Source organism: Streptomyces sp. NPDC006365 (assembly GCF_042870755.1).
Classification (GTDB): domain Bacteria; phylum Actinomycetota; class Actinomycetes; order Streptomycetales; family Streptomycetaceae; genus Streptomyces; species Streptomyces xiangluensis.
In genome coordinates this window covers 359,219-379,137 of sequence record NZ_JBIAHS010000002.1, presented here as the reverse complement: position 1 = coordinate 379,137, position 19,919 = coordinate 359,219, and the positions used below count along the sequence as shown (strand labels likewise).

Genomic DNA, 19,919 nt, shown 5'->3' with positions numbered 1-19,919 from the left:
TGGATTCACCGCGGGCGCGTTGCCGCTCATACCCTTCGTCGTGATGTTGGGAGGTACGTCGTGGTAAGCGATACGACGTCGGACAGCACGGTGGATGACTCGTTCGCCGCGTTCCTCGACTTCGGTACAGGCGTCCTGTCCCTCGTCTGCCTCACTGCCTCCGTGATCTGGGGACTGGTCGCCCAGGACAGGATCTTCCTAGACGCCCGCCAGCGGATGCTGGCGCAGGCGGTGCACCGGATCACCGCGGTCGCCGCGGTCGTGTTCCTCTTCGTGCACATCGGGACCAAGCTCGCGCTGGACCACACCTCGTGGATCGCCGCGATCATCCCGTTCGGACTCGTCGGCTCGAACGACGAGATGCTGGGCAGGGCCTTCCTCATCGGTCTGGGCACCCTGGCCAGCCTGATGATGATCTTCGTGGCCATCACCGGTATCCTGCGCAATCGCTTCGCGGCCTCGGCACCCGTCGCGTCCCGCTGGCGCGTGATGCACAGCCTGGCCTACCCGGCCTGGTGCATGGCGCTGGTCCACGGTCTGTTCGCCGGCCGCCAGGCGAAACCGGTCTTCGTGATCCTCTACGTCCTGAGCCTGGTGGCGGTCGGCGGGGCGCTGGCCCTGCGGGCGTCTCCGCCACCGTTCAGGCGCAAGGTCGCCCAGCGCATCCGGGAACTGATCGGGAACACCGGCGGCGGACTACGCGCGGAGCCCCCGGGGCGTCGCACCGCGGCCGAGGCCCGGCAGACGGGCGGCGCCGGTTCACGTCCGGGCTTCCCGGAGGGGAATGTCCCGCGGCAGCGCACAGGTTCCCCGTCGAACGCCTCGCTGTACGACACCGGACAGCGCGCCGCCCTCACGGACACGGGGGCCGGCGCCTCGCTGTACGACACGGGCCGGCGCGCCGCGTTCACGGACACCGGGGCAGGCGCCTCGCTGTACGACACCGGACAGCGCGCCGCCTTCACGGACACCGGGTCCAACCCGCTCACCGACACCGGCGGCTTCTCGGCCGCCTACCGGGCCGTGTCCAACACCGGCAGCATCCCGCGCATCCAGGACCCCCTCGGCCAGCCCGAGCCGGCCCAGCACATGCAGGGGCTCCCGATGGACGTACAGCCCACGGAGGCGCTCCCGCGCGTCGAGGACAACGCCCCGCGCTGGCCGGCTCCGTCCCCGCCGCTGTACGAGGCCCCGCCGCGCCCCTCCGAGACGCCCACCACGTACAACCCGGTCTACGACACGGGCAGCACGCCCTACGTGACTCCCGGCACTCCCCCGTCGTACGGATCCAATGATTTCTACGACACCGGTGAGTCGTACGACCCCCTTGGTACGTACAACACGAATGACACGTACGACAGCGGTCCCGCCACTGAAACGCTGCCCGGTGCATTCGACGCACCCAGCTCCGGCGAACCCTGGAACGCGCCTTCCGGAGGCTTTTAGTGAACGCCGCTCTCCCCGATGTCCCCGAGGTCCGCGTGGTCGGACTTCCTCAGCTCACCTCGGGTTTCGACCTGGTCGAAAGGCTCGATCTGGACATGCACCTGAAAGTGCACGGTCCGCTCGAGCCGATGGGCGGGGAACAGCTCGCGCAACTCGCCGAGCGCATATCCCTGAAGGGCCGCGGCGGCGCGGGCTTCCCCTTCCACAAGAAGCTGCGGTCGGTCGCCGAGTCGGCGATCAAGCGCGGCGTCCGGCCCGTGGTCGTCGTCAACGGCAGTGAGGACGAGCCGGCCTGCCGCAAGGACACGGTGCTGATCAACCGTGCTCCTCACCTCATCCTGGATGGCGCCCTGCTGGTCGCTGAGGCCCTCGGGGCCCGCACCCTCGTGGTCGGTGTGACCCGCGAGTCCACCCAGCAGTCCATGGAGGCCGCGCTCGCCGAGCGGGGCCTGAACAACCGGCGCGGCTCCGTCCTCCGCGCGCGTGTGCAGCGCAACCCGGTGCGGATGGTGACCGGCGCCGCCGCCTCGCTGATCCGCTCCATCGACGGCGGTCCGGCGATCCCGCCCGGCCGCAAGATCAGCGCCTCGCAGAGCGGCGTCGGCGGTGCTCCCACGCTGCTGTCCAACGCCGAGACGTTCGCGCAGCTGGCGATCGCCGCGCGCATCGGCTCCGAGCGCTACGGCAACACCGGCCTGTACGACGAGCCCGGCACCGTCATGGTCACCGTCTCCGGTGCCGTCGCCCGCCCCATGGTGATCGAGATGCCCACCGGTGTGCCGCTGCGGTACGTCCTGCAGCTCGCCGGCGCCCCGCCGGTCCCGCAGGGCGTGCTGACCGGCGGCTATCACGGCAAGTGGATCGACGCGGCCACGGTCAACGAGGCGATCGTCTCGCGTGACTCCCTGGCGGCGGTGGGTGGTTCGCTGGGCGCGGGCGCGATTCTCCCGATCAGCCAGGAGACCTGCCCGCTGGGCGAGTCGCTGCGCGTGGCGCAGTGGCTGGCCGAGGAGAGCGCGGGGCAGTGCGGCCCCTGCTATCTCGGGCTGCCCGCCGCGGCACGGGGCATGGAGGACATCCTCAACGGCGGCGGCCCCGCCGCCCTGGAAGCGGTCAAGCAGGTCGCCCACGCCGTGAAGCGGCGCGGTGCGTGCTCTCACCCGGACGGCTCCGCGATGTTCCTCGAGTCGACGCTCAAGGCGTTCACCGACGACCTGGCCGCGCACGTCCTCGGCAACGGCTGCGGCAGGCCCGTGGAGGGCGTACTGCCGCTCTTCGAGGGCGGCGGCGTCCCGACCGGTATCCCGGGCGGCCAGGGGCAGTTGGAGGCGGGTCCCAGCCGGCAGAAGATCTACGTCGACTGGACGCTGTGCCGAGGGCACGGTCTGTGCGCCGACATCCTCCCGGAGGTCTTCGAACTGGGCGCAGACGGGTTCCCGACCGTCGCCCAGGCGCAGGTGCCGCGCTACGCCGAGCAGAAGGCCATGCGCGCCGTTCGCCGCTGCCCGGCGCTCGCGCTGCGCATCGAGGAGGACAACTCCGGGGGCCCGGCCCGCAACAACCTCCCCGTCCTGTCGCAGGGCCGAGGCCAGGGCCGCGGCCAGGGCCGAGGCCGCCGCGCACTCGGCAGCGGCCGCTGAACGGGACGTAACGACGCACGAGGCAGTACAGACAGAAGGCGGGCCATCCGATCGGATGGCCCGCCTTCTTCTGATCTCTTCATCTGCTGTGGAGCTAAGGAGATTTGAACTCCTGACCCCCTGCATGCCATGCAGGTGCTCTACCAACTGAGCTATAGCCCCTTGTGTCCGTCCGGTTGACCCGGCGGCGACGCCAACATTACACGCTCCTACCGGTGCACCACCAAATCGTTTACGGGGCGCACGGGCTGGGGCGGGACAGGTGCCGGACCGCGTCCCGAGTCAGGCCGTGGCGAACGAATAGAACCGTTTGAGCGTGCAGTGCTCGTCGAGGAGCCGGCCGTAGATCGGCTCGCCCTCCAGCTCGCGGTACGTCTCGATGGGGTCGCCTTTTATGATCAGCGCCCGTGCGCATTCCTCGCACCAGTACTGGTAGTCGTGGTTGACCGGTTCCATGTCGCGGACGATGGGCGTACCACTGCCGCACCAATCGCACTTCCGCCTGTGCGCACCCATCGATCAGCTCCAGCTGTGGCCGCAGGCCGTGCACACGTAGGAGATCCCGCCGTTGTCGCCGAGGACTTGCGCGACGTGGGCCGATCCGCAGGAAGGGCAGTCGAGCCGGGTGATCTTGTCCCGTATCACCTCTGCGTCGGGGAGGTCGTCGACCTCCCCGATGATGCTCGCAGGCATCGCCAACTCCCTCCACCCGTCGGGCCGCGCCCCCTTCCGGCCGTTTGATTCTGCCATGGCCGGACCGATACGGTCAGCGACGCCTTCGTACCAGTCCGGACACGGCAGCCGCGATACCCGTCGCGGCCAGCGCGAACGTACAACGAGGAGCGCCTCCGAAGAGGTATACGCCTCCCGGGCCCAAGTGACTCAAGCGGGTTCAAGAAGAGTGTGCCGATCGGCAACGAAAAATCCCGCTCCCCTTGTGGGGAACGGGATCCTCACGCCGTAGCGCCTGTGTGGAGCTAAGGAGATTTGAACTCCTGACCCCCTGCATGCCATGCAGGTGCTCTACCAACTGAGCTATAGCCCCTTGCGTTCGCTCGCCCGGCGGGCTGAACAAGAGGAACTTTAGCCTGCGGCCTGCCGGAAAGTGAAATCCGGGTCCACGGGTCTACGGGCACAGGTCCACGGGCACCTGGAAGCCGGGGCCAACCCCCGATGGCCTCCGCGTCGGTCGCCGTCTGTCGGGGTCAGTCGTCGTCTCCCAGGACCGGTTCCGGCAGCGTGCCCGCGTTGTGTTCCAGCAGGCGCCAGCCTCGGGCGCCCTCGCCCAGGACGGACCAGCAGCAGTTGGAGAGGCCGCCGAGGCTTTCCCAGTAGTGGGAGTCGAGGCCGAGGAGGCGGCCGATGGTGGTGCGGATGGTGCCGCCGTGGCTGACCACCACGAGTGTGCCGTCGTCGGGGAGCTTCTCGGCGTGCCGGAGCACCACGGGGGCGGCGCGGTCGGCGACCTCGGTCTCCAGTTCGCCACCGCCACGGCGCACCGGCTCACCGCGCTTCCACGCCGCGTACTCGTCGCCGTGCCGCGCGATGATCTCCTCGTGCGTCAGGCCCTGCCAGACGCCCGCGTACGTCTCGCGCAGGCCCTCGTCGTGGGTCACGTCGAGGGTGGTGAGGGCGGCCAGCTCGGCGGCCGTGTTGGCCGCCCGCTTCAGGTCCGAGGCGACGATCGCGTCGGGTCCGAGGGAGGCGAGCAGCCGAGCGGCGCGGCGGGCCTGCTCGAGGCCGGCCTCGGTGAGTTCGACGTCGGTCGTGCCCTGGAAGCGGCGCTCCACGTTCCACGAGGTCTGCCCGTGGCGCCACAGGATGACCCGACGGCCCCGGCCGGCCTTCTTCCCGGCCTCGGACAGCGGCTTGCCCTCCGAGGCCCCCGTTCCCGCGCTCAACGCAGCTCACCGCCCAGGCCGGCGTCCTCCGCCTCCTGCACCTTGGCGTGCTCGGCGGCCTTGCCGCGGGTGGCCTTGGCGTCGGCGGGCAGGGTGAGCTCCGGGCAGTCCTTCCAGAGCCGCTCCAGGGCGTAGAAGACGCGCTCCTCGCTGTGCTGGACGTGCACCACGATGTCGACGTAGTCGAGCAGCACCCAGCGGGCCTCGCGGTCGCCCTCGCGGCGTACCGGCTTGGCGTCGAGTTCCTTGTTCAGCCGCTCCTCGATCTCGTCGACGATCGACTTGACCTGGCGGTCGTTGGGCGCGGAGGCCAGCAGGAAGGCGTCCGTGATCGACAGCACGTCGCTGACGTCGTACGCGATGATGTCGTGCGCGAGCTTGTCGGCGGCCGCCTGCGCGGCGGTGTTGATGAGCTCGAGAGAGCGGTCAGTGGCGGTCACTACCAAGGCTTTCCGTCGGCGGTCAGGTCTCCCCCAGGGGGTTACCCCAAGGGTCTCACGGACCGCCGACACCACCCCACGGTTGGCCCGCCACGCGATTGGCCCGCCGACTCCCCCACCTTCCCTAGCCCGCCGAGCCGCCCACCTCGTAGTCCTGGCCGAGCACCACCGACACATCCGCGTTCGGGGCGCCCTTGCCCTTCTTCACGGAGCCGGCCGGCAGCCCCAGCGTCTTGGCGACCTCCACCGCGTCCGCCTTCCTCGCGGCGTCGGTGTAGGTGATCCGGGACGCCGTCTGGGCGGCATCGGCCTTGCCGGCGTCGACGAAGGTGTAGCCGCCGTTGAGCAGGACGACGCGGGCCTGCTCGGTGGCGTCCCCCTTGCCGGTGGCGTTCCTGATGCCGACCTGGACGGCCGCGTCCTTCTCGGGGCTCTTCGCAGCCCCGCCGAGTACGTCCTTGACCACGCTGTCGCCGGCCTTCGTGCTCAGCCTGCCGTCCGACTGGACCGGCAGCAGCACGGACTTGTGGTCGCCGCCCTTGGCGTGGTCTGCGAGCTTGGCGAGGAAGGTGCCCAGGTCCTTGTCGGTCAAGGGGGGCTCGATGATCTGCGCGAGCGTCTGCACGGTGGTCGTGGCGGCCTGCGGATCCGACGACACCTTGCGCAGCACGCCCTGCATGACCTGCCCGAACCGCTCCAGCTGCGCGTTCTGCGCCTCCCCGGAGCCACGGTAGGTGGCGTACGCGATGGCCATCTTTCCGCTGAGCGTCTGGTCCTCGCCCTTGTTGACCAAGGGGGCCTCGCCCTTCCGCTTGGCCGCCGGGTCCGGCACGTCCGCGTTGGTGTCGATGTCGATGTTGCCGACGAGGTCGACGAGGTTACTGAGGTAGGGGGTGTCCAGGCGCCAGGTGCCCTCGATGTCCGTGCCGAGCACGGTGTCGATCGCGTCACGCGTGCCGGAGGTGCCGTCGTCGTCCACGGACTTGGCGAGTGTGGTCGTGGTGCCGTTGTCGTCCGAGACGGCGAGGGAGTTGGGGACCAGGACGGTGGTGCCCTGCTTGGTGGTGGTGTTGTTGACGAGCAGTGCCGTCGAGGTGCCGCCGCCCTTGGTGTTGTGCAGGTGGACGACGATCACATCGCGGTTCTGGGCGCCCGCGGCCGTCGCGGTGCCGGTCTTCGCGTCCGACGACGTGCCGGGCAGCTTCCCGGCGTACCAGAGGTAGCCGACACCGCCGGCCGCGACCAGGGCGAACACCACGATCAGGGCGACGACGCGACCGCGGGCCCGGCGGCGGGCCTCCTCGCGCCGCTCGGTGCGGTTCTCGGTGAACTTCAGCCAGTCGATGACGTCTTCGGAGTCGTCGGTCGGCTCCTCGACGAAGGTGAACTGCTCGGTGCGGTAGTCGCGGTCGTCCCGCTGCCCGTCCGCCTGCTCCTCGGCCTCCGGCCGCTCGGGTCCCGCCTGCTGGGGGATGTAGGCGGTCTGCTCGGCGACGCCCGGCTGCTGACCGCTGCCCGCGGCCTGCCCGTAGGGGTGATACGAGGCGGGAGGGGGCGGAGCGGCGCCGTGAGCAGCCGTGCCGTACGGGTCGTACGTGCTCTGCGAGCCGTATGCCGCGTTTACGCCGTTTCCCCCGTATGAGCCGCCGGGCTGCTGATGACCGTTTCCGGTGTCGTACGACGGCGCCTGCTGACCGTTCGCGTACGGGTCGTACCCGTAGCGCTGCTGCTGCGAGCCGTAGGCGTCGTACCCCTGCGGCGTCTGGGACGGCGGTGGCACCTGCCGGTACACCGGCTGCCCGAATTCGTCGTATCCGACGATCTCGTAACTCTGATCACCTTGATAACTGTGGTCGCCCCCGTACCCAGCGTCGTATCGGTCGTTCACCGGTGCCCCTCTCGGTTCACTCGCCTCACTCGCCGCGGTACAGCTCACGCTTGTCGATGTAGCGCACCACACCGTCCGGGACCAGATACCAGACCGGGTCACCCTTGGCGACCCTGGCTCGGCAGTCCGTGGACGAGATGGCGAGCGCGGGGACCTCGACGAGCGAGACACCGCCCTCCGGGAGCCCCGGGTCGGTCAGCGCGTGGCCGGGCCGGGTGACCCCGATGAAGTGCGCGAGGGAGAACAGCTCCTCGGCGTCGCGCCAGGTGAGGATCTGGGAGAGCGCGTCGGCGCCGGTTATGAAGAAGAGGTCCGTGTCGGGATTGAGCGCGCGCAGATCGCGCAGCGTGTCCGTGGTGTAGGTCGGGCCGCCGCGGTCGATGTCGATACGGCTCACCGAGAACTGCGGGTTCTCGGCGGTCGCGATGACCGTCATCAGATAGCGGTCCTCGGCCGGGGAGACCTTGCGGTCGGACTTCTGCCACGGCTGCCCGGTCGGCACGAACACCACCTCGTCGAGGTGGAACTGCGCGGCGACCTCACTGGCCGCGACGAGGTGGCCGTGGTGGATCGGGTCGAACGTCCCGCCCATGACGCCGAGGCGGCGCTTGCCCGGATTCGACGGGCCGGGGGCCGGGATGTTGTCCCGGCCCGCCACCGGACCGCTTGGCATGTCCTGCTCTCCCATGCGTGCAGACCCTACCGGCCCGGTCCCTGAGCCCCGCCCCGCGGACGTCAGCGGTCCCGGTTGAAGCGGGTGGTGATCCACAGCAGCAGAAGGAGGACGAAGAGCGCGCCGCCACCGGTCAGGTAGGCGCTGAGGCTCTCGTGGTTGCCGCCGTGCTCCTCTCCCTCGGCGGCGAGGGAGACCAACTGGGCAGCGGTGCTGTGGAAGCTCATCTTCGGCAGGACCTATCCGGTGTGGGCGGGATACAGACGTACGGCCATCGTAAGCGGGCGCCGCCGCGCGGATCACGCCGACTCCGTCACGCACGCTCGATCACGGCGGTTCCGCCGCCGGGAACTTCGGCCGGGGCTCAGTCGTCCCGCTTGTAGCCACGCAGCAGGAACCAGGCAACCAAAACGCAGCCGACAACCATCACTATCAACACGACACGGAGCAGATTCCCCGATCCCTGCTGTTGTGCGGCGCTCGCTGCCTCGGCGAGCCAGGCTTGGGGGTGGTGCTCCATGACGTGCGACTCCTTCGCTGTACTGCACGTCCACGGTATATCCGCCTAGGCTGTACCCCGCCTTGGGGGCACAGAAGGCAAACAGACGCATGGGGGACCACATGCCAGAAGACAGCCACGAGAACGTACCGAGCAGGCAGCGCAGGCGCTTCGAAGGGATCTCCTCCCGGGCGTACGAACACCCCGCTGACCGCTCGGCCCTGGTCGCCCTGCGCAAGCTCAGCGGCTTCGACACGGTGTTCAAGGCGCTCAGCGGACTGCTCCCGGAGCGCAGCCTGAGGCTGCTGTTCCTGTCCGATTCCGTACGGGTCTCGGACGCCCAGTTCGCGCACCTGAACGACATGCTGCGGGACGCCTGCTACATCCTGGACCTGGAGAAGGTCCCGCCGATGTATGTCAACCAGGACCCGCAGCCGAACGCGATGTGCATCGGCCTGGACGAGCCGATCATCGTCGTCACCACCGGCCTCGTCGAGCTGCTCGACGAGGAGGAGATGCGGGCGGTCATCGGCCACGAGGTCGGCCACGCCCTGTCCGGCCACTCCGTCTACCGCACGATCCTGCTCTTCCTCACCAGCCTCGCGCTCCGCGTCGCCTGGATCCCGCTGGGCAACATCGCGATCATGGCGATCGTGACCGCCCTGCGCGAGTGGTTCCGCAAGTCCGAGCTGTCCGCGGACCGCGCCGGGCTGCTGGTCGGCCAGGACCTGAAGGCCTCGATGCGCGGCCTGATGAAGATCGCGGGCGGCAACCACCTGCATGAGATGAACGTGGACGCGTTCCTCGCCCAGGCCGAGGAGTACGAGGCCGGGGGCGACCTCCGCGACTCCGTACTCAAGATCCTGAACGTCATGCCCCGCTCCCACCCCTTCACCACGGTGCGCGCCGCCGAGCTGAAGAAGTGGGCCGAGTCCCGCGACTACCAGCGGATCATGGACGGCCACTACCCGCGCCGCGACGAGGACGGCGACACCAAGGTCACGGACTCCTTCCGCGAGTCGGCCTCCGCCTACGCCACCCACGTGCGCAGCTCCAAGGACCCGCTGATGAAGCTGGTCACGGACATCGCGGGCGGCGCGGGCGACATCGGCGGCCGGGTCAGGCGCGGCTTCGGCGGCTTCGCGAGCGGCTCGAGCACGGGCTCCCCCAAGGACCGTCCACAGGACGACCGCCCCGACGACGAGAGCCCCAACGGCACCAGCTGATCAGCACGAAGCCCGGCTACAACTTGGGCTGGGCACTGGCCGACAGCGACCCGCACAGCGCCGTGGCACCGCCCGTCGCGTACGGGTCGGTGCCGGCCGGTCCGCCCGCCTTCGCCGTCTGCCCCGCGAGCAGCGGGCGCAGATGGCTCGTCGCGTCCTCGGCGCAGGCGAGCGGCCCGGCCTGGACGTACGAGACGACCAGCTCCGCCTGGTGCATCCGCAGATCGTCGCGGTCGAACCGGAAATGCAGCTCGCGCCGGACGGTGAACAGCGAGGCCTTGGCACCATCCTCCGAGCCCGTCGGCCGCAGCGCGTAGACGAAGGTGTGGTCGGCCGTCACCTCAAGGGTGTCCGCGTCGGTCTCGGCCGCCTGCAGTGTGCCCTGCACCCGGATCTTGGGGTCGGCCAGCTGGGCCTGGGAGGGGTCGAAGCGGACCAGCCAGCCGGTGGGCGCATGCCGCCCGTCCGTGGTCGGACGGTCGAAGCTCTGGTCGAACTGGTCGAGCTGCTGCGGATCGAGCAGGATCCGTACGGGCCGGGTGGCGCCGCCGGTGAGCACGTCCGGGTCGAGCGCGGACTCGACGAGGTAGTCCTTCGCCGTGGTGAGCGCGGTGACGACCTGGCTGTCCGAGAAATGGGCGGTGCGCCGGGAGGCGGGCATCGTGATCCCGTCGGCGCCGATACGGAACTGATCGGCCGGGCTGCGCGCAAACAGGAGCCCGGTGTCGGCGGCGCCCGGCACGGCGCCCTGCGGCGCGAGGGGTATGACCGTCATCCGCAGCGGCTCGGGCGGCTTCGCGGCGGGCGTCTGGTACGGGTGGCGTACACCCATGTAGATCGCCGTGCCGAAGGCGACGGCGATCAGCAGAACGAGGATCAGCGCCTGCCGGGACAGACCGCGACGCACCGGCGGGCGGCGGCGCACGGCCGGCGCGTGGTCGGCGATCCGCTCCTGCGCGGAGAACTCCTGGAGACGGGCAGCTCGGACGAACGACTCGTCGAAGACGACGGATCGGTACTCTTCCTCACCGCCACCGGAAGCACCGTCGGGTGTTCCTTCCGGTGGGTCTCCTGGCCCGCCCATACTTTCAGAGTAGGTCTCTGGAACCTCACGTAAACGCCGCCGTACGCGACAAGTTCAGGGTGTTCGCGGTTCCGCCGGGACGGGTGGCTGGGAGTAGTCGGCGGACGCCGAGGGGCGCGTTCCGCCTCCCTGGTCAACGCCTGTCGACGCTGGTGGCGGGACCTGGGGCTGGCGGTTGGACGAGGCGCCGCGGTAGACCGCAGTGAAGGCGAGCGCGACCATGCCGACGCCCATCAGGAGGGCGAGCATCCACGCTACGGGGCGGTGCCAGCGGGCCTGTTTGCCGTACGACCCGTGCCCGTAACGACCGTCGAAGTCGTCACGGTCGTCGAAATCGTCCAGGTCCGGATCATGGCCGAAATCATGGCGGCCGTCGGGTCCGAAGTCGTCGTACCGCTCATCGTCACCGCGTGGGCCCCGGGTGCGCCCCCGGCGCGCCTCGGCCTCGGAGGCCTCTGCGCGGGCCTGCGCGGCGGCAAGGAGGCGTTCGACGGCGGTCGGCTCATGGACCGCGGCCGCCCGTACGAAGGCCTCGTCGAAGACCACGGAGGCGAACTCTTCGTCCGAGCCTCCGCGGTCGCGGTCGTCGTCGGGCTCCCAGCCGTCAGGAAACGGCGTGCCCCCCACGTCCTCCGGCACGGAACCAGAGTAGACCTGGGGGTTCAATTTGGGCAGACGGTACGAAGATTCATCCACCTGGCGAGACAGCTTCTGCTCAGCGCCGGATGTGCCCGTCGCCCGTGACGATGTACTTCGTGCTCGTCAGCTCCGGCAGCCCCATCGGGCCCCGCGCGTGCAGCTTCTGCGTGGAGATGCCGATCTCGGCGCCGAAGCCGAACTGGCCGCCGTCCGTGAAGCGCGTGGACGCGTTCACGGCGACCGTCGTGGAATCGACCAGCTGGGTGAAGCGGCGGGCGGCCGGCTGGGAGGTGGTGACGATGGCCTCGGTGTGGCCGGAACTCCACAGCCGGATGTGCGCCACGGCCTTGTCGAGCGAGTCGACGACGGCGGCGGCGATGTCGTACGAGAGGTATTCGGTGTCCCAGTCGTCGGTCGTGGCCTCGACGACGGTGGCCTTGGAGCCCTTGGCGTACGCCAGCACCCGCTCGTCGGCGTGCACGGTGACCCCGGCGTCGGCGAGGGCGTCCAGGGCGCGCGGCAGGAACTCGGCGGCGATGTCCTGGTGCACGAGGAGCGTCTCGGCGGCGTTGCACACGCTGGGCCGCTGTGCCTTGGAGTTGATCAGGATCTCGATCGCCATGTCGAGGTCGGCGTGCGCGTCCACGTACACATGGCAGTTTCCGGTGCCGGTCTCGATGACCGGGACGGTGGACTCCTGCACGACGGTGCGAATCAGGGAGGCGCCGCCGCGCGGGATGAGTACGTCGACGAGGCCGCGGGCGCGCATCAGCTCCCGTACGGATTCGCGGCTGTCGCCCGGTACGAGCTGTACGGCGTCGGCGGGCAGTCCCGAGCCGCCGACGGCGTCGCGCAGGACGCGGACGAGGGCGGTGTTGGACTCGTAGGCGGAGGACGAGCCGCGCAGCAGTACCGCGTTGCCGGACTTCAGGCAGAGCGCGGCGGCGTCGACCGTCACATTGGGCCGGGCTTCGTAGATGATCCCGACGACGCCGAGCGGCACGCGGACCTGGCGCAGGTCGATGCCGTTCGGGAGCGTGGAGCCGCGGACGATCTCGCCGACCGGGTCGGGCAGCGCCACCACGTCGCGTACGTCGGAGGCGATGGCGCGGATCCGCTCGGGTGTGAGCCTGAGCCGGTCGATGATGGACTCGCTGGTGCCGGCCTCACGGGCGCGCTCGACGTCCTTGGCGTTGGCCTCGACGATTTCGCTCGTACGGACCTCCAGGGCGTCCGCGATCGCGAGCAGCGCGTCGTCCTTCTCGGCCCGCGGCAGCGGAGCGAGGTCGGCGGCGGCGGACTTGGCGCGGTAGGCGGCCTGGGTGACCGGGGGCATCGAGTCGTACGGCGAAAGCGTGGTCATGCGAGCAGCCTAATGCTCGCCGCAGGGCCGTCCAGCGCTCGTTCCATAACCCGAGACGGGGCCGAAAACGCCCCCCGCACACCGCAACCACCAATTTGGCGCATTAGAACGGGTGTACGCCCACTGGTGTTGCCGGTTGCGGGCCATAGCCCTCGGCGATGCGTTGGTGGTAGGTCTCGCGGTCGATGACCTCCAGGCCGACGATCTCCCAGGGTGGCAGTTTCGCGGTCTGGCGGTGCTCGCCCCACAGGCGCAGCGCTACGGCCGCGGCGTCGTGCAGGTCGCGGGCCTCTTCCCAGTAGCGGATCTCCGCGTGGTCGCCGGCGTACCGGCTGGTCAGCAGAAAGGGGTGGTCGTGGGCGAGCTGCTCGAGCGAGCGCCGGACGTCGTTCAGCGGGGCCTCGTCGCCCGAGACGCTCAGCGTGACGTGCCACAGCCGCGGCAGGTCCTTCGGTTCCTCACCCTGGTACGTGTCTCCGGCCGCGACACTGGTGAGGGTCCGCTCCTCACCGGCCGCGCGGGATGTGCCACCACCGCGGGACGCCGCCCCGGGGCGTACTCGTCTCACGACGGCCTCCTTTACGCAATGGGTTCGCAATGGGTTACTGCATCACGGGATCTCGGGGGCTCCTTGAATCAAAGTTGAGCAGGCGGGGCGGCTTCGTGGGGCGGTTTTGCCGAACGTAGCCCTGCGGAGGCCGTCCCTTTCGGCCGTTTACGAGTGCAGCAGCACCAGATCGTCCCTGTGTACGACCTCACGTTCGTACGCGGGACCCAGCTCGCGGGCCAGCTCGCGGGTGGAGCGGCCGATCAGCTGAGGGATCTCCTTGGCGTCGAAGTTGACGAGCCCGCGCGCCACCGCCCGGCCCGTGGCGTCGCGCAGCTCGACGGGGTCGCCGGCGGTGAACTCGCCCTCGACCGCCGCGATGCCCGCGGGCAGCAGCGACTTGCGGCGCTCGACGACCGCGCGCACGGCCCCGTCGTCGAGCGTGAGCGCGCCCTGGGGGGCGGACGCGTGCTGGAGCCACAGCAGCCGGTCGGCGGAGCGGCGGCCGGTGGCGTGGAAGTGCGTACCGGTGTCCCGGCCTGCGAGGGCGTCGGAGGCGTGCACCGCGGAGGTGAGGACGACCGGGATCCCGGCCGCCGCCGCGATCCGGGCCGCCTCGATCTTGGTGACCATGCCGCCGGTGCCGACGCCGGCCCGGCCCGCGCTGCCGATCTCGACGTGCGCGAGGTCCGCCGGAGCACGTACCTCGGCGATCCGCGTCGTACCGGGCCTGGTGGGGTCGCCGTCGTAGACGCCGTCCACGTCGGAGAGGAGGACCAGCAGGTCGGCACGTACGAGATGGGCGACGAGGGCGGCGAGCCGGTCGTTGTCGCCGAAGCGGATCTCGTCCGTGGCGACCGTGTCGTTCTCGTTGACGACGGGCAGGGCGCCCATGGCGAGGAGCTTGTCGAGGGTGCGCTGGGCGTTGCGGTGGTGGGCGCGGCGGCTCATGTCGTCGCTGGTGAGCAGGACTTGGCCGACGCGGACGCCGTAGCGCGCGAAGGAGGCGTTGTAGCGGGCGACGAGCAGCCCCTGTCCGACGCTGGCGGCGGCCTGCTGGCGGGCCAGGTCCTTGGGGCGGCGCCGCAGGCCCAGCGGGGCGAGGCCGGCCGCGATGGCACCGGAGGAGACGAGGACGATCTCCTTCTCCCCGCCGCTGCGCCCCTTCGCGAGTACGTCGACCAGTGCGTCCACCCGGTCCACGTCGAGCCCTCCCGACGCGGTGGTCAGGGACGAGGAACCCACCTTGACGACAATCCTGCGGGCGTCCGCAACACCGTGTCTCATCGCCTGCTCTGCCGTCGCCTGCCTTGCCGCTGACACGCTCTTCCCCAATGCTCTGACCAGCCCCGGTTCTGACCAGCCCCGTCCGTGCAATCTACGCGATTACGGGCAGGGGGTGCCGCCGCGTTCCGAGGGGCGGACGTGCGGTGGGTAACACAGCGGGCAGAAGCCGGGCGCGTGACGTACACCCCAGGAGTTCACCGCGGTTTCATCCGATATCCAGCGATAGCTCCTGCGGAAGATTGCTTGGCGGGCCGCACAGGTCATACGGTCAGGGATCGGCCTCGCTGTGTTCGGCCGACCGAACCCGTTGCCCCCTCATCCGCCGTAACCCTCCGCAGGAGCCCAGCCCGTGCCTTCCGCAGGCCTCTCCCCCCGCCGCTCTACGCAGCTTGCCGCGCTGCTGTCGATATTCGTGCTCTTCACGGCCCAGATCGTCTCCGCGCTGCTGCCGAACGTCCCGGTGCTCATCGCCGCGAGCGCGGCGGGCCTCGCCCTCGACACATATCTGCAGTACCGCAATCCCGGACTGCTCGCGCTGCTGGGCAAGGTCCGCTTCGATGTAACGGTCCGTCAGTTGCTGCGCGACATGCTGATTCTGGTGGGACTCCTGCGGATCGACGGCATCGACGCGGGGAGCGAGCAGGCGCCGCTACTGGTCGCCGTATGCGTCTTCTACGCCCTGCACTTCGCCTGCCAGGCCGCCGCGGTCCTGGTCCGCCGCACCCGTACGCTGCCGATCGTCACCCGCAACATCGACGCGTCGGCCCTGCACCTGACCGCGGCGCCGCCGCGCATTCTGGCCCGTCGTCAGGGCCACCGGCTGCTGACCTTCTCCATTCCGACGACGGCCGGCCTGTTGCTCACGGCGGCCACCGCGGACGGGTACTGGGGCGGCGTCGGCGTCGGCGTCGCCCTGGCGCTGGTCGGCGGCGGCACGGTGTACCTCGCCACCTGGCTGCTCCCCAAGAAGCGCGCCAAGAGCGAGCAGAAGGTCACGGCCTGGGTGGACAAGTGGCTCGCCGACTACCGGCCGACGGTCGGTATGTACTTCTCGGGCGGTACGACCTCCGCGTACCAGGCGAACATGTGGTTGTCGACGCTCTCGTCGATCTCCTCGACCGAGACGAGGCCGCTGATCGTGCTGCGTGAGCGGTTCATGGTGCAGAAGATCGACGCGACGGACGTACCGATCATCTGCTTCCCGAAGGTGACGACGATGTTCTCGCTGGAGAACTCGACGCTGAAGATGATGCTGCACCCGGCCAACGCCGCGAAGACATCGCAGGTGCTGCGCATCCCCACCATCAAGCACGCGTTCATCAACCACGGCGAGAGCGACAAACTGTCCTCCTGCAACCCGTACGCGAAGGCGTACGACGAGGTGTGGGTGGCAGGACCCGCGGCCCGCGAGCGGTACGCGCTGGCAGAGGTCGGCGTCGAGGACAAGGACATCGTGGAGGTGGGCCGCCCGCAGCTCGCGCCGATCCGGCCGTACGCGGGCCCGCCCACCGGTCCGTACACGACGGTGCTGTACGCGCCCACGTGGGAGGGCTGGGACGGGAACCCCGGCAACACCTCAGTGGTGCTGGCCGGCGAGAACATTGTGCGGCAGCTGCTCGCGGACGACGGTGTACGGCTCCTCTACAAGCCGCACCCGATGACGGGTTCCGTCGATCCGCGTGCGGGGGCTGCGAACGAGCGCATCATGGCGATGATCCGCGAGGCCAACGCCCAGCGGTCGGGTTCCCGGCCGGATGCGGAGGCAGCGGCCGAACTGGTGCGCCGCTCGGCCGAGTTGGACAAGCTGACGAAGACGGCCTTCCGTGCTGGTGCGGACGAAATGGAACGCATGCTGCTCCAGGGGGCGCCGCGGGGTGACCGTGAGGCGGCGATCGCCGAGGCCACGCTGACCTGGGACAAGGCGTACTGGGCGTCCTTCCCGGAGTGGGAGCACCAGATCATCACGGACGCGCGTCCCGCGATCTTCGCCTGCTTCAACCAGGCGGACCTGTTGATCAGCGATGTCTCGTCCGTGGTGTCCGACTGGCTGTCGAGCGAGAAGCCGTACGCGGTCGCCAACACCTCCGGGATGCCGGAGGAGGCCTTCCGGATCAGCTTCCCCACGGTGTCCGCGGGCGCCATCCTCACGCCCTCGGCGGACGGCGTCCCGGCGTTGCTGGAATCGGTACGCCACCCTGAGAAGGACCTCTTCACGGCGGCCCGATCCGAACTCAAGGAACACCTGCTGGGGCCCTCGGATCCGCCGTCGTTGGCCCGCTTCAACGCCGCGGTCTCCGCGCTGTGCACGGCGGCCGACGAACGCCGCGTGCGCATGGAGTCCCGCCTGTCCTCGGAGATTCCCTCGCCGCGCCAGGAGGCGGCCGAGGAGACGGCCCAGGACCCGAACGAGGCGGAGGAGACTGCCGTCGGCTAGAGGCGGGTCGGTGGGCGGCGGGGGCGTCTTTCCCCCGTCCCGCCCCTTCCCGAAACTGGGGGCTGCGCCCCCAGGCTCCCGCCAGGGGGTGGGGGTGACAGGCCGGTTCTCGACTGCGGGCCCGTCGTGGCTGGTCGCTCCCCCACTCTCGGCTTCTCCCCCACTCTCGACTTCGCTCGAGCGGGGGGACCCCCATGAGCGGGGGGACCCCCATGAGCGGGGGGACCCCCATGAGCGGGGGGACCCCCATGAGCGGGGGGACCCCCATCGCGGCGGAGCCGCAAATTGATACAGCCCCGCGCCCCTGAACGGACCGGCATCCTGAAAGCCCGTACCCCCAACTACCCGCACTCTCCCACCGGCGGGAGGGGACGTGGGCCGGTGCGTCGTACGCCCGTCGCGTAGGTTCTGTCTCAGGCCACCCGCGCCCGGTATCAGCAAAGGGCCGTACGCCCACCCAGCGACGGGCTGACGCACCGGCCCACGGCCCCGACCCCCAACGAACCCAGGGGCGCGAGGAACTGCGCGACCAGCCACCCACAAACCCGCACCCGACAACGAACCCCCTGCTCAACCGCCGGAGGCAACCCGTTCTCTAGAACGGCTCGAAGTCGTCGTACTCCCGCTCCGCCTCGTCCCGCTCCGCCTGCTTCTCGCGGCGCCGCGTAACGGCAGGCCGAGGAGCCTCGAAACGATGGTCCTCGCCCCGGCGGCCAAGCATCTCCGCCCCGGCCATGACCGTCGGCTCCCAGTCGAAGACAACAGCGTTCTCCTCGGGCCCGATGGCGACACCATCACCCGTGCGGGCCCCCGCCTTCATCAACTCGTCCTCGATACCGAGCCGGTTGAGACGGTCGGCAAGATAACCGACGGCCTCGTCGTTGCTGAAGTCGGTCTGGCGGACCCACCGCTCGGGCTTCTCACCACGTACACGGAAGAGGCCGTCCTCCTCGCGCACGACGGTGAAGCCCGCATCGTCCACCGCCTTGGGACGGATGACGATCCGCGTCGCCTCCTCCTGCGGCTTCGCCGCGCGAGCCTTCGCCACCAGGTCGGCAAGGGCGTACGACAGCTCCTTGAGACCGGTGTGCGCGACCGCCGACGCCTCGAAGACCCGGTAGCCCCGCGCCTCCAGATCCGAGCGGACCATCTCCGCCAGATCCTTGCCGTCGGGGACGTCGATCTTGTTGAGGAGGACGATGCGCGGGCGGTCGTCGAGGCCGCCGTACTGCTTCAGCTCCGCCTCGATCAGGTCGAGGTCGGACACCGGGTCACGGTCCGATTCGAGCGTGGCGGTGTCGAGTACGTGGACCAGGACCGAGCACCGCTCGACATGGCGCAGGAACTCAAGACCCAGCCCCTTGCCCTGGCTCGCCCCGGGAATCAGGCCCGGCACGTCCGCGATCGTGTAGACGGTCGCGCCCGCCGTCACCACCCCCAGGTTGGGGACGAGCGTCGTGAACGGGTAGTCCGCGATCTTCGGCCGGGCGGCGGACAGGGCCGAGATGAGGGACGACTTGCCCGCACTCGGGTAGCCGACGAGCGCCACGTCCGCGACCGTCTTCAGCTCCAGGACGATGTCCTGCACATCACCGGGCACGCCCAGCAGCGCGAACCCGGGCGCCTTGCGCCGAGCCGAGGCCAGCGCCGCGTTCCCCAGACCGCCACGCCCGCCCTGTGCGGCCACGTACGCCGTGCCGTGCCCGACCAGGTCCGCGAGCACATTGCCCGCCTTGTCCTGGACGACCGTGCCGTTCGGCACCGGCAGGATCAGGTCCTGACCGTCCTTGCCGGAACGGTTGCCGCCCTCACCGGGCTTGCCGTTGGTGGCCTTGCGGTGCGGCGAGTGGTGGTAGTCGAGGAGCGTGGTGACGGACTGGTCGACGACCAGGATCACATCGCCGCCACGGCCGCCGTTGCCGCCGTCCGGACCGCCCAGCGGCTTGAACTTCTCGCGATGCACGGAGGCACAGCCGTGGCCTCCGCTACCCGCGGCGACATGCAGCTCGACGCGGTCCACGAAGGTGGTCATGGGATGTGCCTCCAGTTACGTACGGGAATTTCTGCGTTTTCCTGCGCAGAAATCTCCGCTGAGAAATCTCTGCTCAGTTGAAACACGCGAAAGGCGGACCCGCTTCCCGTACGGGAAGTGAGGTCCGCCTCGCGAAAGATCCGGTCAGGCGACCGGAACGATGTTCACGACCTTGCGGCCACGGTGCGTACCGAACTCGACCGCACCGGCGGCCAGCGCGAACAGCGTGTCGTCCTTGCCACGGCCGACGCTCGCGCCGGGGTGGAAGTGGGTGCCACGCTGGCGGACCAGGATCTCACCGGCGTTGACGACCTGACCGCCGAAGCGCTTCACGCCGAGCCGCTGAGCATTGGAGTCGCGACCGTTCCGGGTGGACGATGCGCCCTTCTTGTGTGCCATCTCTCCTCAGTCCCTTACTTCGCAGCCGCGGGGATCTCAGTGACCTTGATCGCCGTGTACTGCTGGCGGTGGCCCTGACGACGGCGGTAGCCGGTCTTGTTCTTGTAGCGAAGGATGTCGATCTTCGCGCCCTTGTGGTGGTCCACGATCTCGGCCTGGACCTTGATGCCGGCGAGCACCCACGGGTCGCTGGTGACGGCGTCACCGTCGACAACGAGCAGAGTCGAGAGCTCGACCGTGTCGCCTACCTGGGCAGTGGAAATCTTGTCAACCTCAACGATGTCGCCGACAGCAACCTTGTGCTGGCGACCACCGCTGCGCACGATGGCGTACACGCGGATCTCTCTCTCGCTCGATTCGGAATCCCCGCAGTCCAGCCGCCGACAGAAGCAGGCGGCCTCTCCCGGGGCGCGAGCCACCG

At 69.7% G+C, this 19,919-nt stretch carries 20 protein-coding genes and 2 tRNA genes; 4 read left to right on the top strand and 18 right to left on the bottom strand.

What is annotated here, in order from left to right; all coding sequences use genetic code 11:
- Window positions 1–60: 60 nt before the first annotated feature.
- Both ACFYO0_RS06870 and ACFYO0_RS06865 read left to right on the top strand, forming a co-directional pair.
- On the top strand, window positions 61–1,446 hold the full coding sequence (locus ACFYO0_RS06870) for a cytochrome b/b6 domain-containing protein (RefSeq protein ID WP_388671759.1): 1,386 nt from the start codon (window positions 61–63) through the stop codon (window positions 1,444–1,446).
- Entirely contained in the window at window positions 1,446–3,086 is a 1,641-nt protein-coding gene (locus tag ACFYO0_RS06865; RefSeq protein WP_388671756.1) for an NADH-ubiquinone oxidoreductase-F iron-sulfur binding region domain-containing protein, read from the top strand. The genes ACFYO0_RS06870 and ACFYO0_RS06865 overlap by 1 nt, the downstream gene beginning before the upstream one ends.
- 89 nt (window positions 3,087–3,175) lie before the next feature.
- Here the strand turns inward: ACFYO0_RS06865 and ACFYO0_RS06860 are convergent.
- The 10 genes from ACFYO0_RS06860 to ACFYO0_RS06815 form a co-directional block, all read right to left on the bottom strand.
- Window positions 3,176–3,248 (bottom strand) — tRNA-Ala (locus ACFYO0_RS06860).
- A gap of 120 nt (window positions 3,249–3,368) precedes the next feature.
- A complete protein-coding gene (locus tag ACFYO0_RS06855) occupies window positions 3,369–3,602 on the bottom strand; it encodes a hypothetical protein (protein WP_010986886.1) in 234 nt (77 codons plus the stop codon).
- A 3-nt stretch (window positions 3,603–3,605) separates the two neighbouring features.
- Window positions 3,606–3,779 (bottom strand): hypothetical protein, encoded by a 174-nt coding sequence (locus ACFYO0_RS06850; RefSeq protein WP_388671754.1) that lies wholly within the window; start codon window positions 3,777–3,779, stop codon window positions 3,606–3,608.
- A gap of 279 nt (window positions 3,780–4,058) precedes the next feature.
- Window positions 4,059–4,131, bottom strand: a tRNA-Ala gene (locus tag ACFYO0_RS06845).
- A 160-nt stretch (window positions 4,132–4,291) separates the two neighbouring features.
- Complete coding sequence (locus tag ACFYO0_RS06840) at window positions 4,292–4,987, bottom strand: histidine phosphatase family protein (RefSeq protein ID WP_388671751.1); 696 nt, start codon at window positions 4,985–4,987, stop codon at window positions 4,292–4,294.
- Window positions 4,984–5,427, bottom strand: a complete 444-nt coding sequence (gene rsfS / locus ACFYO0_RS06835; RefSeq protein ID WP_388671748.1) for a ribosome silencing factor — start codon at window positions 5,425–5,427, stop codon at window positions 4,984–4,986. Before rsfS ends, ACFYO0_RS06840 begins: the two co-directional genes overlap by 4 nt.
- Window positions 5,428–5,551: 124 nt before the next feature.
- The gene (locus ACFYO0_RS06830; protein ID WP_388671745.1) at window positions 5,552–7,315 is read right to left on the bottom strand and encodes an LCP family protein; all 1,764 of its coding nucleotides are present in this window, start codon (window positions 7,313–7,315) and stop codon (window positions 5,552–5,554) included.
- Between the two features lie 25 nt (window positions 7,316–7,340).
- Entirely contained in the window at window positions 7,341–8,003 is a 663-nt protein-coding gene (gene nadD / locus ACFYO0_RS06825) for a nicotinate-nucleotide adenylyltransferase (RefSeq protein WP_388671742.1), read from the bottom strand.
- Window positions 8,004–8,050: 47 nt separating this feature from the next.
- Complete coding sequence (locus ACFYO0_RS06820; protein ID WP_386353152.1) at window positions 8,051–8,215, bottom strand: hypothetical protein; 165 nt, start codon at window positions 8,213–8,215, stop codon at window positions 8,051–8,053.
- Window positions 8,216–8,352: 137 nt separating this feature from the next.
- Window positions 8,353–8,508, bottom strand: a complete 156-nt coding sequence (locus ACFYO0_RS06815; RefSeq protein ID WP_388671738.1) for a hypothetical protein — start codon at window positions 8,506–8,508, stop codon at window positions 8,353–8,355.
- A gap of 101 nt (window positions 8,509–8,609) precedes the next feature.
- Between ACFYO0_RS06815 and ACFYO0_RS06810 the strand changes: the two genes are divergently transcribed.
- A complete protein-coding gene (locus ACFYO0_RS06810) occupies window positions 8,610–9,713 on the top strand; it encodes a M48 family metallopeptidase (protein WP_388671735.1) in 1,104 nt (367 codons plus the stop codon).
- Window positions 9,714–9,729: 16 nt separating this feature from the next.
- Here the strand turns inward: ACFYO0_RS06810 and ACFYO0_RS06805 are convergent, their stop codons facing one another.
- The 5 genes from ACFYO0_RS06805 to proB all read right to left on the bottom strand — a co-directional run bounded on the left by ACFYO0_RS06805 (window position 9,730) and on the right by proB (window position 14,633).
- Window positions 9,730–10,797 (bottom strand): hypothetical protein, encoded by a 1,068-nt coding sequence (locus tag ACFYO0_RS06805; RefSeq protein WP_388671732.1) that lies wholly within the window; start codon window positions 10,795–10,797, stop codon window positions 9,730–9,732.
- 54 nt (window positions 10,798–10,851) lie between these two features.
- Entirely contained in the window at window positions 10,852–11,463 is a 612-nt protein-coding gene (locus ACFYO0_RS06800) for a hypothetical protein (protein WP_388672746.1), read from the bottom strand.
- 49 nt (window positions 11,464–11,512) lie between these two features.
- A complete protein-coding gene (locus tag ACFYO0_RS06795; protein ID WP_388671729.1) occupies window positions 11,513–12,799 on the bottom strand; it encodes a glutamate-5-semialdehyde dehydrogenase in 1,287 nt (428 codons plus the stop codon).
- Between the two features lie 103 nt (window positions 12,800–12,902).
- Window positions 12,903–13,367 carry a hypothetical protein gene (locus tag ACFYO0_RS06790; RefSeq protein WP_388671726.1) on the bottom strand — a complete coding sequence of 155 codons (465 nt, stop codon included), beginning with the start codon at window positions 13,365–13,367 and terminating at the stop codon, window positions 12,903–12,905.
- Between the two features lie 147 nt (window positions 13,368–13,514).
- On the bottom strand, window positions 13,515–14,633 hold the full coding sequence (proB, locus tag ACFYO0_RS06785) for a glutamate 5-kinase (protein ID WP_388671723.1): 1,119 nt from the start codon (window positions 14,631–14,633) through the stop codon (window positions 13,515–13,517).
- A 349-nt stretch (window positions 14,634–14,982) separates the two neighbouring features.
- On the opposite strand from proB, the gene ACFYO0_RS06780 reads away from it, so the two are divergent.
- Entirely contained in the window at window positions 14,983–17,067 is a 2,085-nt protein-coding gene (locus ACFYO0_RS06780; protein WP_388671720.1) for a hypothetical protein, read from the top strand.
- 595 nt (window positions 17,068–17,662) lie between these two features.
- Here ACFYO0_RS06780 and obgE read toward each other — a convergent pair.
- From obgE to rplU, 3 genes are all read right to left on the bottom strand, one after another.
- Window positions 17,663–19,099, bottom strand: a complete 1,437-nt coding sequence (obgE, locus tag ACFYO0_RS06775; protein ID WP_388671717.1) for a GTPase ObgE — start codon at window positions 19,097–19,099, stop codon at window positions 17,663–17,665.
- Between the two features lie 144 nt (window positions 19,100–19,243).
- Window positions 19,244–19,498 (bottom strand): 50S ribosomal protein L27, encoded by a 255-nt coding sequence (gene rpmA / locus ACFYO0_RS06770; RefSeq protein WP_006374707.1) that lies wholly within the window; start codon window positions 19,496–19,498, stop codon window positions 19,244–19,246.
- A gap of 14 nt (window positions 19,499–19,512) precedes the next feature.
- Window positions 19,513–19,833 carry a 50S ribosomal protein L21 gene (rplU, locus tag ACFYO0_RS06765; RefSeq protein ID WP_033328069.1) on the bottom strand — a complete coding sequence of 107 codons (321 nt, stop codon included), beginning with the start codon at window positions 19,831–19,833 and terminating at the stop codon, window positions 19,513–19,515.
- Window positions 19,834–19,919: the final 86 nt, after the last annotated feature.